Annotated in this window: 8 protein-coding genes; 5 read left to right on the top strand and 3 right to left on the bottom strand. The window is 61.9% G+C overall.

Annotated features, from left to right (window positions below):
* Window positions 1-61: 61 nt before the first annotated feature.
* From CUJ84_RS20535 to CUJ84_RS20525, 3 genes are all read right to left on the bottom strand, one after another.
* Entirely contained in the window at window positions 62-6,163 is a 6,102-nt protein-coding gene (locus CUJ84_RS20535) for a translocation/assembly module TamB domain-containing protein (protein ID WP_105007547.1), read from the bottom strand.
* A gap of 67 nt (window positions 6,164-6,230) precedes the next feature.
* On the bottom strand, window positions 6,231-8,159 hold the full coding sequence (locus CUJ84_RS20530; RefSeq protein ID WP_199788739.1) for an autotransporter assembly complex protein TamA: 1,929 nt from the start codon (window positions 8,157-8,159) through the stop codon (window positions 6,231-6,233).
* 169 nt (window positions 8,160-8,328) lie between these two features.
* A complete protein-coding gene (locus tag CUJ84_RS20525) occupies window positions 8,329-8,586 on the bottom strand; it encodes a YMGG-like glycine zipper-containing protein (protein WP_012759223.1) in 258 nt (85 codons plus the stop codon).
* Between the two features lie 325 nt (window positions 8,587-8,911).
* Between CUJ84_RS20525 and hemA the strand changes: the two genes are divergently transcribed.
* From hemA to CUJ84_RS20500, 5 genes are all read left to right on the top strand, one after another.
* A complete protein-coding gene (gene hemA / locus CUJ84_RS20520; RefSeq protein WP_105008261.1) occupies window positions 8,912-10,126 on the top strand; it encodes a 5-aminolevulinate synthase in 1,215 nt (404 codons plus the stop codon).
* Between the two features lie 363 nt (window positions 10,127-10,489).
* Window positions 10,490-11,467 (top strand): LacI family DNA-binding transcriptional regulator, encoded by a 978-nt coding sequence (locus CUJ84_RS20515; RefSeq protein WP_105007546.1) that lies wholly within the window; start codon window positions 10,490-10,492, stop codon window positions 11,465-11,467.
* Between the two features lie 54 nt (window positions 11,468-11,521).
* On the top strand, window positions 11,522-12,760 hold the full coding sequence (locus CUJ84_RS20510) for an ABC transporter substrate-binding protein (RefSeq protein ID WP_018448143.1): 1,239 nt from the start codon (window positions 11,522-11,524) through the stop codon (window positions 12,758-12,760).
* Between the two features lie 74 nt (window positions 12,761-12,834).
* Window positions 12,835-13,752 (top strand): carbohydrate ABC transporter permease, encoded by a 918-nt coding sequence (locus tag CUJ84_RS20505; RefSeq protein WP_105007545.1) that lies wholly within the window; start codon window positions 12,835-12,837, stop codon window positions 13,750-13,752.
* Window positions 13,749-14,612, top strand: a complete 864-nt coding sequence (locus tag CUJ84_RS20500) for a carbohydrate ABC transporter permease (protein WP_105007544.1) — start codon at window positions 13,749-13,751, stop codon at window positions 14,610-14,612. The genes CUJ84_RS20505 and CUJ84_RS20500 overlap by 4 nt, the downstream gene beginning before the upstream one ends.
* Window positions 14,613-14,629 lie beyond the last annotated feature (17 nt).

Genomic DNA, 14,629 nt, shown 5'->3' with positions numbered 1-14,629 from the left:
CGGCTTAAAGCTTGTGCGTGCCGTCGTTCCAAAGCTGCAGCACAGCTTAGGGCGAGATGCATCAGTATTCCCGTTCATATACAACGCCGGCTTCGCCCGCACCATTACCCCCGGCCGCTCCGCGCAGCTTGACGCCGCGGCCGACATCGAGATTGATCACCGCCTTGGCGCCGGCCGAACCGCCCTGCTGCAATTCGAAATAGGTGCGATCGTTGAGATAGCGGCCGACGCTGACACTGGTCTGGCCCTTGGAATCGGTGCTGACGTCGAAATCGTCGACGCCGAGCTGGTTACGCAGGCCTTCGAAAAGCGAGGTGGAGCGGTTGCCGGCCAGCTGACTGACGGCGTCGGCGAGCTGGGCGATTTGCACCGGCGAGAGCTTCGACATCGACTGGCCGAAAATCAGCTGCGCCAGCACCTCGTCCTGCGGCAGCTGGGGCGAGGAGGAAAAGGTGATCGCGGGGTCGGTGGCGAGACCGGCGACGTCGACGGTCAGCGTCGTCGAGCCGGAGGCCGAGGTCGCCTCCATATCGAGCGCCGGGGTCAGGTCACCGGCAAAGGTGATCCTGCTCTTGTCGGAGAAATCCAGGCGGCGGTTGAGAATGGTCATGCGACCGCGGCGCATCGTGAAGCCGCCGGTCACGATGGGTGCAGCCGCTGTTCCGCGGATCGTCACCAGGCCGCCGAGCTCGGCGTCGATGCCGCGGCCGCGCACGAAGATATGCGAGGGCGCGTCGATTTCGAGATCCAGCGTGATTACGGAGGATTTCTCGCCGGGTTTGCGCTCACCGTCATCGCGCAGCTGTGCAAGCACTGCCCGCGGCGCATTCTTATGCCGGATGTCGACTTCTCTCAGCGAAGTCGGCAATTTTTCCGGGACCGTGATCGAGGTCTTGTCCAGCCGAAGCTTGCCGCTCAGCGTTGCATTCGTGATCGGCCCGCGCAGGCCGACCGTGCCATTGACGGTCGAGACGACAAGCGTTCCATCGACGTAGACGGCCTTGTCGAGCTTGATCGAAATGTCGGCGGGAAAGCCGCCGGCCGGCTGGATGCCGATGGTGCCGCTGGCCGAAATCGTGCCGCCGCCGCCAAGGTTGCCGCTGAGGCGCGATATCACCGCCTGGCTGCCATTGAAGGTCACGGTTGCCGCAAGATTGTTGACGGCAAGATTGCGTCGGACGTCGACGAGCTTCGCGCCGTTGGTCGAAACAGTGCCGTTGATGACGGGTGCTGCGGCCGTTCCGCCAATCTGGAGGTTGACGGTGGCGACGCCGTCCGCGACGAGGCCCTGCTGCGCAAGCGGGGCGCCGAGCACGGCGAAGGGAAGGTTGCCGTTGAACCGCATGTCGATGGCGCGATTGCCTGTGATCACGACACTGCCGCCGCCCTTCAGCGACATGCCGGCGTCACCGGCAAGGCTGGTGTCGACCGTCAGCCTGTTTCCGGCAAGTTTGCCTGATGCACCGATGCTGAACGGCGAAAGGCCGGCACCTTTTGTCTGGCTCGTCGCTGCGTTCTTCCAGTCGACCTTGAAGTCGACGGAGGGCGCCGATAGCGCGCCGGTGGCCTTTACGGTCGCCGAGACCGCGCCCTCGGCTGCAAGGCCGGGAACGAAGCCGTTGGCGATGCCCGCCGGCAGATTGGTGGTATTCGCCGTGACGTCGAGAGACTTGATCGACGTGCCGGCGATGGCGAGATTGCCCGTGGCTTTCAGCGCAATGCCGCCGCTGCCGTTGAGGGCGGCATCAAAATCCAGCCTGTCACCGGCGTATTTTCCCGTCGCCGCCAACGCAAGGCGGGACAGGCCGGCAGCCTTGGTGTGGCTGGTGGCGGCATCCTTCCAGTCGAGCTTGAAATCGACGATCGGGCTTGCCGGCGTCCCCGACGTCACGGCGTTTGCGGAAAGCATGCCCTCGGCACCGAGACCGGGAACGAAGGCATTTGCGATATTTGCCGGCAGCGCCGGGATATCGGCATTGATCGAAAGGTCCCGGATGGTTGTTCCCGCGATGGTGACGCCGCCCGTCGCCTTGGCCAACACGCCGTCCTTGCCGCTAAGGTTGGCGTCGAAGTCGACCCGGTCGTTGGCGAACTTGCCGGATGCCGCAGCACTCAGGCCCGAAAGGCCGCTGCTCTTGGTCTGGGCGGTCGCGGCGTTCTTCCAGTCGAGCTTGAAATCGACCGCCGGCTTTGGCAGCGCGCCGGAGGCGGATGCCGTGCCCGAGACGGTACCTTCGGCGGCAAGACCTGGGACGAAGCCGTTGGCGAGGCCTGCAGGCAGGTTGGCGAGATCGGCCTTGACGTCGAGGGTTTTAACCGAGGTGCCTGACATCGCGACGTTGCCGGCGGCCTTCAGCGAGAGGCCGTCCCGGCCGCCGAGATTGGCATCGAAATCGAGCCGGTCGTCGGCGAAGCGTCCGGATGTAGTGAGCGCGAGGCCCGAGAGATGAGCGCTTCTGGTCTGGCTGGTCGCAGCATCCGTCCAGTCGAGCTTGAAGTCGGCCTTCGGTGCGGCAGGTGTCCCGGCGGCGGACACAGTGCCGGATATCGTGCCGCCGGCCGCCAGATCGGGAACGAAGGCATTTGCCAGGCTGGCCGGAAGCTTGACGATCTCGGCATCGACCTTGAGGCTGTCGATCGCCGTACCGGCCAATGCGACATTGCCCGTGGCCTTCAGTGAGAGGTCTTTGTCGCCGCTGACTGCCGTGTTGAAATCAAGCTTGTTGTCGGCAAATTTTCCCGATGCGGTCACGCCGAGCGCGGCAAGGCCGACACGTTTCGTGTGGCTCGTCGCAGCGTCTTTCCAATTGAGATCGAAATCGGCACTCGGGGCGGAAAGGGACCCGGTGCCCGAGATCTTTCCGGAGATCGTTCCTTCGGCGGCGAGATCGGCGACGAAGCTGTTTGCGATATTCGCCGGGACATTTGCCAGCGCTGCATCGACCTTGACGTTGCCAATCGTCGTGCCTGTGATGGCGACATTGCCGTTTGCCTTCAGCGAAAGGCGGTTGGCGCCGCCGATCACCATATCGAAATCGAGCTTGCTGTCTGCGAATTTGCCGGATGCCTTGAGGCCAAGATCGGCAAGGCCGACGCGCTTCGTCTGGCTCGTCGCAGCACTTTTCCAATCGAGATCGAAATTGGCGGTGGGGGCAGCGAGGGAGCCGGAGGCCGCCACTTTTCCTGTAATCGTGCCTTCGGCGGCGAGATCGGCAACGAAACCATTGGCGATGCGGGCAGGCAGGTTGAGGATATCGGCATTGACATCAAGCACCGGTGCCTTCGGGTCGGCGAGCGCGACATTGCCGGCGGCCTTGAGCGAAAGGCCGTCATCACTGCCGACCGTCGTGTCGAAATCGAGCGTGTTGTCGGCGAATTTGCCGCCGGCGGTGATGTCGAGCGGCGCCAGGCCGGCGCCCTTGGTCTGGCCCGTCGTCGCATCCTTCCAGTCGAGCTTGAAGTCGGCTACCGGTGCTGCCGGCGTTCCGGTCACGGCAATCGTTCCGGAGATCGTGCCGCCGGCTGAAAGGTTGGGCACGAAACCGTTGGCGAGCGCTGCCGGCAGCTCGCGGATATCTGCATCAAGCTTCAGCGTTTCGCCGGCGGAACCGGTAACGGTCAGCGAACCGGTGCCGGTCTTCAGCGTCAGTCCGTTCAGACTGGCGGCACCGCCGCCGATGGCGACCTGCGTCGGTGCGGCAAGCTCGATCGGGATATTGCGGGGGCTTGCCGAGAAGCGATCAAGGTTCAGGTGGATCGCGCCGTCCGCCGCCTCGATATTGCCTGCGGCCAGCACGGGATTGCCGTCATAGGCAGCATCGAGATCGAAGTCGGTATGGTTCTGCTGCTTGGCAAACCTAAGCGAAAGGCCAGCAAGCCTGTTCGTTCCGGCGCTCACCTCCTCGGCCTTGACCGTGCCGTTTGCGGCAAGGGCATTGAGATCGCTGACCGTGACATCGATATCCGGCTTGACGATCGCAAGCGTATCACGACGGATCGAGCCGCCGGTTGCAAGCAGCTTAAGCGCAATCCTGCCGCTGTCGCTGCTGACGCCGAGCGAACCCTTGAGATCGCCTTCGGCCTTCTGTCCGCCGAGTGCGGCGAGCAGGCCGACATTGGGGAAATCGAAGGTCAGTGCGGCTGTTGGCTCCAGGGTAGGCGAGAATTCCGCATTGCCGGTCAGTCGGTTGCCGCCGATATCGGCGGTCAGCGCCGGAATGCTTATCTTGCCGTCCTGCGAGGTGACGTTGCCGTTGATGCCGATCGGTTGGCCATCGATTGTGCCGGTGGCGGCGATCCTGCCCTGCGGCGCCTTGGGATCGGCGAGACCCGACAGGTCGATATTGAGGTTGCCGAGCGTACGGTCGGCCATTTCAAGGCTGGCGGCCTTGAGATTGGCCGTCACGGAGATTGCCGGGAGCTCACCTCCCACTCTCAACGCATAACCCGCCCCACCGCTGGCGCCGGGGATGAGCTTGCCGATGTCAGGCAGCCGGCCCGAGAGATCGGCATTCAACGTCCCGCCGTCGAGTGCGACGTTGCCGGCGGCTTCGAGCGTGCCGGACTTCAGGACGAGATTGGACAGCGCGAATTTTGACGGGATGGTGCCGACCACCTGGCTTTCGAGCGAGATCGGCCCGTCGAACCTGCTTGTCATCGCCGCCGGCAGAGCTGCCGGGCTGACTGTGAGCTTGAGGTTGCCGGTCAGCGCTTTGTCTGCCAACCGGTAGGAGCCGTTGAGGCCGCCGTTGATATTGGCACTTTCGACGGTGGTGCCGTTGAAGCCGATGCCGGAGGGCGAGATCTGCAGCGGCGAGGCGATCGTGACAGGGCCTTGGACGGCGCGATTGATGTTTGGATCGGTGAAGGTCGTATCGCCGGCAACGAGGCGTAGCTGGACGCTGCCGGAACGGGCGGCAAGATTGAAGGTGTCGCTCTTTGCGGTCAGCTTGATGTTGCCGATATTGGCCTGCGGAAGGGTTGCGGTGTCGAGCGAGCCGCTGACGTTCAGCCGGGCGGCTTGCGCATCGCCGGTTAGCGCCAGGTTGAGGCCAGAAATGAGGAAGCGCGCTTCGCCTTCAGCGAGGGGCCAGCGGAAATCGACAGGCCCCGACGTGCCGAGCAGATTGGCGTTCAGGCTGTTGTTGCCGGCTGGATCGAGGGTGCCCGAGGCGGCGATCACGACGCTGCCGGTGGCGATATTGCCGGTCTGGATATCGATCTTGCCGCGGTCGTCGAAGGTGGTGGCAAGATCGATATTGGTCTGGCCGGCAAAAAGCGGCCGGAATGCCGATGGAAGCAGCGAGCTCAGGTCACCGCCGCCCTTGAGGTCGAGGTGGTGCAGTCCGTCTGCCGTGATCTGATGCCGGGCTTCGATTGCGGCGCGCTGCTGTCCGTCGAGGGCGGCCTGCAATTTGCCTTTCCAATCGGATATCGGCCCTTGGCCGTCGAGATCGATATTGACGGCCGGGCTGTCCGGCAGGCCGAGAAAGCCCGCCAGCAGTCCGCCCTTCGGCTCGGAAAGCTGCGCCTTCAGCCGCAGCCGGTTTTCAGCCGGCGCATAGGCGATATCGGCGGCAAGCCGCGCATCCGGGACCGCGTGACGGCTAACATTGACGACGGCCTCGCCGCCATCGCCATTCGCCGAAAGGCTGCCCTCGGCGGCAAGCGCAAAGGCGCGGCCGGCAACGGGTGCGGCAAGTTTGATATCGGGCAACGCGACACGGTCTATATCGACCTTGATCGGAAGATTAAATCCGCCGGAATTTTCAGCTCCGGGCCGCGAGGGCAGGGTGCGCACCGGCTTGCGCAGCACGTTGATCGCTTCGATCTCGAAGCGTTTGGCATGGAAGGTTCCGGTCAGCAGCGCAAGCGGATTCCAGTCGATCGCGACGCCATGAATTTCCGCAAAGACACCCCTGGTATCGGAGATGGAGATTTCGGCGGCGCGAAGCCCGCCGGTCAAAAGACCTTGCGGTTCGCGAACCTCGATCGTCATGTCGCGGTTGGAAAGCGTGGAGGCTATCTTTTCGGTAACGATACGAGCGCCAAAACTGGTGAAGCCGAAGATCGCAAGGGCTGCGACAGCGAGAATCAAAGTGGCGCCGACGGCATAGCCGGTGAGCCGTACGATCCAGTTGACGATTTTTGCCAGCGTTTGCATCGGTGCGGACACTACCCCGTTTTCATGACAGCTCGCAGATCGGAAAACACGAGCGGAATCGGCAATTCTAGAAGGATTGGCCGATGCCGGCGTAGATTCCGTAATCTGTGCCATCTTCGTACTTGTTCAGCGGCATGGCAAAATCAAGCCGCAGCGGGCCGAAAGGCGTTGCATATCGTATTCCGGCGCCGGCGCCGGCGCGAATATCGGAAAAACCCGGAAAGGTGCTGTCCGATACGGTGCCGACATCGATGAAGGGCACGATGCCGATCGTATCGGTGATCTTGATGCGCGCCTCCAGCGAACCGGTCACATAGGAGCGGCCGCCGGTAGCATCGCCATTGTCGTTATAGGGCGAGATTTCCTGATAGCTGTATCCGCGCACGGAGCCGCCGCCGCCGGCAAAGAAGCGCTGCGTGGCGGGAATATCCCCAATGCTATCGCCGCCAATCAGGACGCCGGCGGCAACCTTGCCGGCAAGCACCACGCCGTCTTCCTGGCCGAACGGCAGATAGCCGGAGATCGAGCCCTCGAATGCCGCATAGGGCGTGGCGTTGAAGATTTCGTAGCCAGGTTTAGCCGAGAATGTCGCGCGATAACCCTCCGTCGGGTTGAACTTGTCGTCGCGTGCGTCGCGATCATATTTGATCGGCAGGGTGAAGGTCAGATAGTCGTTCTCGCCGAAGGCGTCATCGTCGCGCTCCCAGCTGACCTCGCCGCTCGCCGAGACGGTGTCCTGGTCGGTCAGCTCGTAGGAAAGGCCGAGCGAGGCGGTGACGAGCGTTGCGTTATAGGCATCCGGATTTTCGGTCTTGGCGACGATGCCGGCCTTCAGGGTGGCGGCGGGGAAGAAGGCGCCGGGCTTGGTGAAGAGGATGCCGGCGGAATAGTCGAGGCTGCCGACATCGGTCGTTTCGCCAAGCCGCGAGACCGCTCCCTCGATCCTCAGCGTTTCGGCTTCGCCGAACAGGTTGCGGTGGCCCCAATAGCCCTGAATACCGAAGCCGTCGGTGGTGGAGTATTGCGCGCCGACGCCGAAGTAGCGTCTCTTGCCTTCCGAAACCTCGATCGTCATCGGCAAGGTGCCATCCGGCGCCAGCGCATCCCCTTCGTGAATGGTGACGCTCGAAAAGACGCCGAGGGCGCGAAGGCGCTCGCCAGCTTTCTTCAGCGTTTCCGGGGAGTAGGCTTCGCCCTTGTTCAGCCGGGAATAACGCTGGATGAAACCTGGCCTGACGGTCTTCTCGCCGGTGACGCCGACATCGCCGATCGGGGCGATGGGACCGCCCTCGGCAGCAAGGACGATATCGACGGTGTCGCTGTCATGATCGGCGACGACCTTGCGTTCGGTCAACTTGGCGAAGGGTCGGCCTTCGGTCTTCAATTGTTCGATGATCTTGTCGCCGGCCCTAATGATGGCAAGTGAGCCGGCTTGCGCGCCCGGGGCGAGGTCGTAATCGGCGGGATTATGGTTTGCAGCATCGCCGCCGAACTGTACCTCCCTGACCTTGAAAACGGGGCCGGGAGCAATGTCGACGGTGACGGGGATCGGCCCTGACCTGTCGAATGTCGGATTGGGCGGCAGATCGTCGATATTCTTGCCGTCGATGGTGATCGTCACCAGGCCGCCATAACGGGCCTTTTCATACAAGGCGGCGATCAGCCGCTCACGGTCGTCGCGCGCCTTGATGACGATACCGAGATCGCCGGAAACCGGCTGCTTCTGGTCGCTGACGAGACGGGAACTGTTTTCCAGCGCTTCTTTCAGGTCGGGATCGGCGGTGTCGGCCCTGAGGTCGACGTGGTAGCGCACCGGATCGGGCACCTGTTCGCCTTCGTCTTCCTCTTTGCCGAAAATGGTGATGCCGAAAAGCTTGAAGGCATAAGCGTCGCCGATCAGGACCGGTGAGAACGCAGCTGCCGCTGCGACCACCATCATGGTGCCTGCTCGCCGATACGCAATACCTGTTTTCGGGCCTGTCCCTCTGATCCGCATCCGCCGCTTTTGGTTGTGTCTACATTGAAGCTTCGTTGCCCAGCCATGAACAGCTTAGCGACAAAATCGCGCGGGGTGTACCATTTTAAAGTGCCAACGCGCTAATTTAGCACAAAAAATCCCGGACGTGTGTCCGGGATTTCCTGAATTTGCCGATTTCCAAGCGCTCTCAGCGCGGGCAACTATCGATGTAGCGGCGGCCGTAGCGGTCGCGATAGTAGCACTGGCCGGGCTGTTCGGCGACGCTGCCAATGAGGGCGCCGGACACGCCGCCGATAGCGGCGCCGACTGCCGCGCCACGGACGTTGCCGGTGACTACGCCGCCGATGACGGCCCCTGATGCAGCACCGATGCCGGCGCCCTGCTGCGTCGGCGTGCAGCTTGCGATCGACAGGCCGATCAATGCGAGTATGACAACTTTCTTCATCTTTTTTCTCCGAGGTTGTTGCCCAGCGGGCAAAGGCCGTCCCTTTTTGTTTTTTGTCAGGCTAGACCGAAAACTATGTCGGAAGAAAGGGTTGTCCATCCGATGTGCTGATTTTTTTGCGATCGGGCGGGGTCGCCTTTTGCCCGGTCGGCAAACTCGGCTGCCTTCTGCGGCATCAATTTCGTTGATCGCGGCTCGCATATTTTTTATCTGGAATCATTCAAAAATCTGGGCCTTTTGCCGCAGTTGATGTTAAAGCAAAGGGTAAGCATTGACGCGCGGACGTCCAGTCATCAAGAACATCCGCGCGATACTGGAGCATATGATGGATTTCGAAGCGTTTTTCAAAAACGAGCTGGACGGGCTTCGTACCGAGGGCCGTTACCGCGTTTTTGCCGATCTCGAACGTCACCGCGGCAATTTTCCCCGCGCGACGCGTTACACCGCGGATGGCGAGAAGGAAGTCACGGTCTGGTGCTCCAACGACTATCTCGGCATGGGCCAGCATCCGAAGGTGATCGAGGCGATGAAGAACGCCATCGACCACTGTGGCGCGGGTGCGGGAGGCACCCGGAATATTTCTGGCACCAACCACCATCACGTCATGCTCGAGCGTGAGCTTGCCGACCTGCATGGCAAGGAAGCAGCGCTGATCTTCACATCGGGCTATGTTTCCAACTGGGCAGCCCTTGGCACGCTCGGCGCAAAGATCCCCGGCCTCATCATCTTCTCCGATGCGCTGAATCATGCCTCGATGATCGAGGGCATCCGCTATGCCAAGTGCGACAAGGTGATCTGGAAGCACAATGACGTGGCCGATCTCGAAGCCAAGCTCAAGGCCGCCGATCCGAAGGCGCCGAAGCTGATCGCCTTCGAGAGCGTCTATTCGATGGATGGCGATATCGCCCCGATCAAGGAGATCTGCGATCTCGCCGACAAATATGGCGCGATGACCTATCTCGACGAAGTGCATGGCGTCGGCATGTACGGTCCGCGCGGCGGCGGCATTGCCGAGCGCGAGGGGCTGATGGACCGGCTGACCGTCATCGAGGGGACGCTCGGCAAGGCTTTCGGAGTGATGGGCGGCTATATCGCCGCTTCGACGGCGCTTTGCGATTTCATCCGCTCGTTTGCCTCGGGCTTCATCTTCACCACGGCGCTGCCGCCGGCACTGGCCGCCGGCGCTGTCGCCTCGATCCAGCACCTGAAGGTCAGCCAGTTCGAGCGCGCCCGCCATCAGGACCGTGTCCGCAAGCTGAGAGCGCTGCTCGACCAGCGCGGCATTCCGCATATGCCGAATCCGAGCCATATCGTGCCGGTGCTGGTCGGCGATGCGGCCAAGTGCAAGTGGATCTCCGACCTGCTGCTCGACAATTGCGGCGTCTATGTCCAGCCGATCAACTATCCCACCGTGCCGAAGAAGACCGAGCGCCTGCGCATCACGCCGACGCCGCTGCATTCCGACGCCGATATCGCCCATCTGGTCGAGGCGCTACATTCGCTCTGGTCGCGCTGCGCGCTTGCAAGGCACGTCGCCTGATTTTTCGATAATCGTCTGGTTCGAACTGCAACCCAGCGCCTCTATTGAAGGCGCTGGTGGTGGCTGGTTTCGGTTGCCACAAGACGCCGCAGCAAACCTGTCTTCGACAGGGTAGGGCGATCCGGCTGCATTGCATCCAGAACATTTTCCCGATGCCAGCGGCTAGACCGCGTGGCACCCGGTCTTCCTCCCGCCATCACGTACGTCCCAAACTGTGCTTCCCTCGATCCAACCCCTCCTGATGCTGAGAAAACCTTTTCTCACTTGACATAGAGATTGGTAAAAGCTTTTCTCAGGTCACTTCAGAAGGAGGACGTTCTGAACATATCGGGAGGAAAAAGAGGCAGGATCACCATCCACGAGGTGGCGGCGGCTGCGGCGGTGAGCATCTCGACGGCGTCGAAAGCTCTCAACGATACCGGCCGGATGGGGTCGGAAACGCGCGAACGGGTGAAACGAATCGCCGCCGAAATCGGATATCGGCCGAATGCGCTGGCGAGAGGTCTTCTCAGCAAACGCAGTTTCACTATCGGGCTGCTGACGAACGATACTTACGGCCGTTTCACGCTGCCTGTCATGGCGGGTATTTCCGACGCTCTCGTCGATCACGGCGTTTCGGTCTTCCTGTGTGCCATCGAAGACGATCCGGCGCTCGCCCAGATCCATGTCGACGCGATGCTCGACAAACAGGTCGACGGCATCATTGCGACGGGAAAACGCCTGGATCGGCGCTTGCCTGTCGATCTGTCGAATTTGCATGTGCCTGTCGTCTACGCGTTCACGGAGGGGACGCAGAACAGCGTTAGCTTCCGGTCTGATGACGAACAGGGTGCGCGGCTGGCGGTGGAATGGCTCGTGAAGATCGGGCGGCGGCGGATTGCGCACATCACCGGGCCGGAGGACTTCTTCTCGGTGCGGGAGCGTGCCGGCGCCTATCACGAGGTGGCAGGTCACCGCGAGCCGGTGCTCTACGGCGTCTGGTCGGAAAGCTGGGGCCATGAGGCGGTCGAACAGCTTTGGAAGAGACCGGGAGAAAAACCGGACGCGCTCTTCTGCGGCAACGATCAGATCGCCCGAGGTGCTGTGGATGCGTTGCGCGAGCACGGCGTCAAGGTGCCGCAGGACGTCTCGGTGATCGGCTTCGACAATTGGGAGATTGTCGCGGCCCAGACGCGGCCGCCGCTGACGACGGTGGACATGGAACTGAAGGAGCTCGGGCGACAAGCCGGATTGACAGTGCTCGCGCTTGCGGAGGGACGACCTGTCGAGCCGGGAGTGAGGAAATTGCCGTGCCGGCTGATCGTCCGGCAGTCATGCGGGGGGAAAGCCCCCACGGAATGAGAACACGTGAATGAGCAAAGGCGCGAGGAGATGCGCCATATCGGGAGGAGTGTCATGATCAAGCGTCTATTGGCGGCGACCAGCATCGCTACCTTATGTCTGGTGTCGGCCGCGTCGGCTGCCGAAAATGTCGAAATGTGGGTTCGCTCGGGGATCGGCGACGCCTTCAAGAAGGTCGTCGAAGCCTATAATTCCGGTCACGAGAGCAAGGTCGTGATGACCGAAGTGCCGTTCTCCGAGCTGGTGCAGAAATATGCGACGGCGATCGCCGGCGGACAGGCGCCGGACGCGCTGTCGATGGATCTCATTTATAACCCTGCCTTTGCCGCGGCCGGCCAGCTGGAAGACCTGACGGACTGGGCAAAATCACTGCCCTATTTCAACTCGCTTTCGCCATCGCATGTTCGCCTCGGCACCTACCAGGACCGGATCTATGGCCTGCCGCTGTCGGTCGAAACCTCCGTCTTTGCCTGGAACAAGGATCTCTACAAGAAGGCCGGCCTCGACCCGGAAAAGGCACCGGCGAATTGGGACGAAATTACCGCCAATGCCGAGAAGATCCGGGCGCTGGGTGACGATACCTACGGCTTCTATTTCTCCGGCGGCGGCTGCGGCGGCTGCATGATCTTCACCTTCACGCCGCTCGTCTGGGGTGCGGGCGCCGACATCTTGTCCGCCGACAGCAAGACCGCGACGCTCGATACGCCTCAGATGCGCAAGGCCGTCGATATCTACCGCAACATGGTCAAGAAGGACCTCGTGCCGGCGGGAGCCGCCAGCGACAACGGCGCGAACTTCCTGACCTTCACCAACGGCAAGATCGGCCAGCAAAGCCTCGGCGCCTTTGCCATCGGCACGCTGGTAACCGAGCATCCCGATATCAACTTCGGCGTGACCCTCATTCCTGGCGTCGACGGGAAGCCTTCGTCCTTTGCCGGCGGCGACAACTTTGTCATCACCAAGGGCACGAAGAAGATCGACGCGGTGAAGGAATTCCTCGAATATGTGTATTCGATGGACGGCCAGAAGATCATGGCGAAGTATGGCAGCCTGCCGACGCGCGGCGATATCGCTGATAAAGTGTTGGAAGGTCTCGATCCGCGCATGCAGGTCGGCCTGAAGGCGATCGGTGTCGCCAAGACACCCTATACGCTGCAGTTCAACGACTTGATCAATAGCGCCAACGGGCCCTGGGCCAGCTTCACCAACGCCTCGATCTTCGGCGACGATGTCGACGGCGCGTTTTCTAGCGCCCAGTCGGAAATGCAATCGATCATCGATAGCGGCCAATAACTCTCTCCCGGCCGCGGCCGGGGAGCGGTGGCAGCTTCCCGGCCAATTCCACTCGACAGATGCGGAGCGTTTTGATGACCGGTTCCGGTTCAGAGATTCTATTGCCTCAGCGCAGGCGACGGCGCCGATCGAACTGGCGCGGCCTCGTCTACATCGCGCCCGCTATGGCGCTGGTCATCGTCTTTTTCATTATGCCGGTCCTCTTCACCGGATGGATGAGCCTCCACAACTGGCCGCTGATGGGAGCGTCCCGCTGGATCGGCTTCAACAATTATTTCCGCATGGCCAATGACACCCGTTTCATGACGGCACTGAATTTCACGGCCTATTACACCGTGATCGTCACCATCGCGATCTTCGCGATCGCCTTTCCGCTGGCAATCTTCGTCGAGAAGGAACGGCAGTTCGTCGGCGCCTATCGGACGATCATCTTCCTGCCCGTCGTGGTCGGCCTTGCCACTGCCTCCCTGCTTTGGGTCTGGCTCGCCAATGTCGATAGCGGCTTCATCGGCCCGGCCTTGAAAGCGCTCGGCCTCGTGGAAAAGAGCCCCAATCTTCTTGCGACCTTCGACACCGCCTTTCTGACCATCGTGGTGATGGTCGTCTGGAAGATCGCAGGCTTCACCATGATCATTCTTTTGACCGGGCTTCAGGCCATTCCGTCCGAGCTGACGGAAGCCGCCCGCATCGACGGCGCCGGCCGCTGGCAGCGTTTCCGGCATCTGACGCTGCCGCTGATGCGCAAGACGATTGCGCTGGCGCTGATCGTCTCCGTCACCGGTTCGATCCTCGCCTTCGACCAGTTCTACATCATGACGTCGGGCGGTCCGCAGAACAAGATGATCTCGGTGGTCTACTACATCTTCAATCAGTCCTTCGTGTCCTTCAATCTCGGTTATGGCGCAGCGCTGTCGATCGTGCTTCTCGCCATCCTGGTGGCGATCAGCATCGTGCAGCTCTGGCTGCTTCGCGTCGGGGAGGAGCGTCCATGACCACCTCAAGTGAACGCCGCGCGCGCAAGGCCATCCGGACGAAGTCGGCCTATCATCTGACCGGCATCGCGATATCGATCTTCTTTCTCGCCCCCTTCGTGATCACGCTGTTGTCGTCCTTCCGGCATGGCACGGAGGCCAGCCTGCCGCCCTTGCCGCCGTGGCCGACCGCAGGCGTCAGCATCGATTCCTACGCGCTGCTCGATACGTTTGGCGCCGGCATCTGGCGGCACATGATCAATTCGCTGTTCGTTTCGGTCGCCACCGTGGTGCTGACCGTCGCTGTCAGCCTGCTCGCCGGCTACGGCTTCTCGCGCTATCGATTCCCGCTGAAGAATGCGCTCTTCGTGCTGATCATCGCGACGCTGATGATCCCGTTCCAATCGATCCTGACGCCGCTCTTCATCATTCTGGCAAAGCTCGGACTCAACAATTCGCTGCTTGGGCTGACGCTCGTCTATGTGACGCTGCAACTGCCCTTCTCGGTCTTCATGATGCGCAACGCCTTCGACGCCGTGCCGAAGGAGATCGAAGAGGCCGCGCGCATCGACGGCGCGCGCGACCTCAGGCTCTTGGTCCGGGTTCTTCTGCCGCTGGTGCTTCCCGGCGTCGCGACGGTCGCGATCTTTGCCTTCCTCAATGCCTGGAACGAGTTTCTGGCCGCACTCGTGCTGCTTTCCAGCAATGAGAAATACACCCTGCCGGTGCTGATGACGGCGGTTCGCGCCGGACGGCTCGGCGCCATCAACTGGGGAGCGGTCCAAGCCGGTGTCGTCGTCATGACGATCCCCTGCCTGATCGTCTTCCTGCTCCTGCAACGCTACTACATGCGCGGGCTGATGGCCGGCGCGGTGAAATGATCTTAGAGAAAGTGGAG

This window comes from Rhizobium leguminosarum, assembly GCF_002953715.1.
GTDB lineage: Bacteria > Pseudomonadota > Alphaproteobacteria > Rhizobiales > Rhizobiaceae > Rhizobium > Rhizobium leguminosarum_V.
Note: the sequence above shows the minus strand (reverse complement) of the source record. Positions and strands in the feature narration are given on the sequence as shown.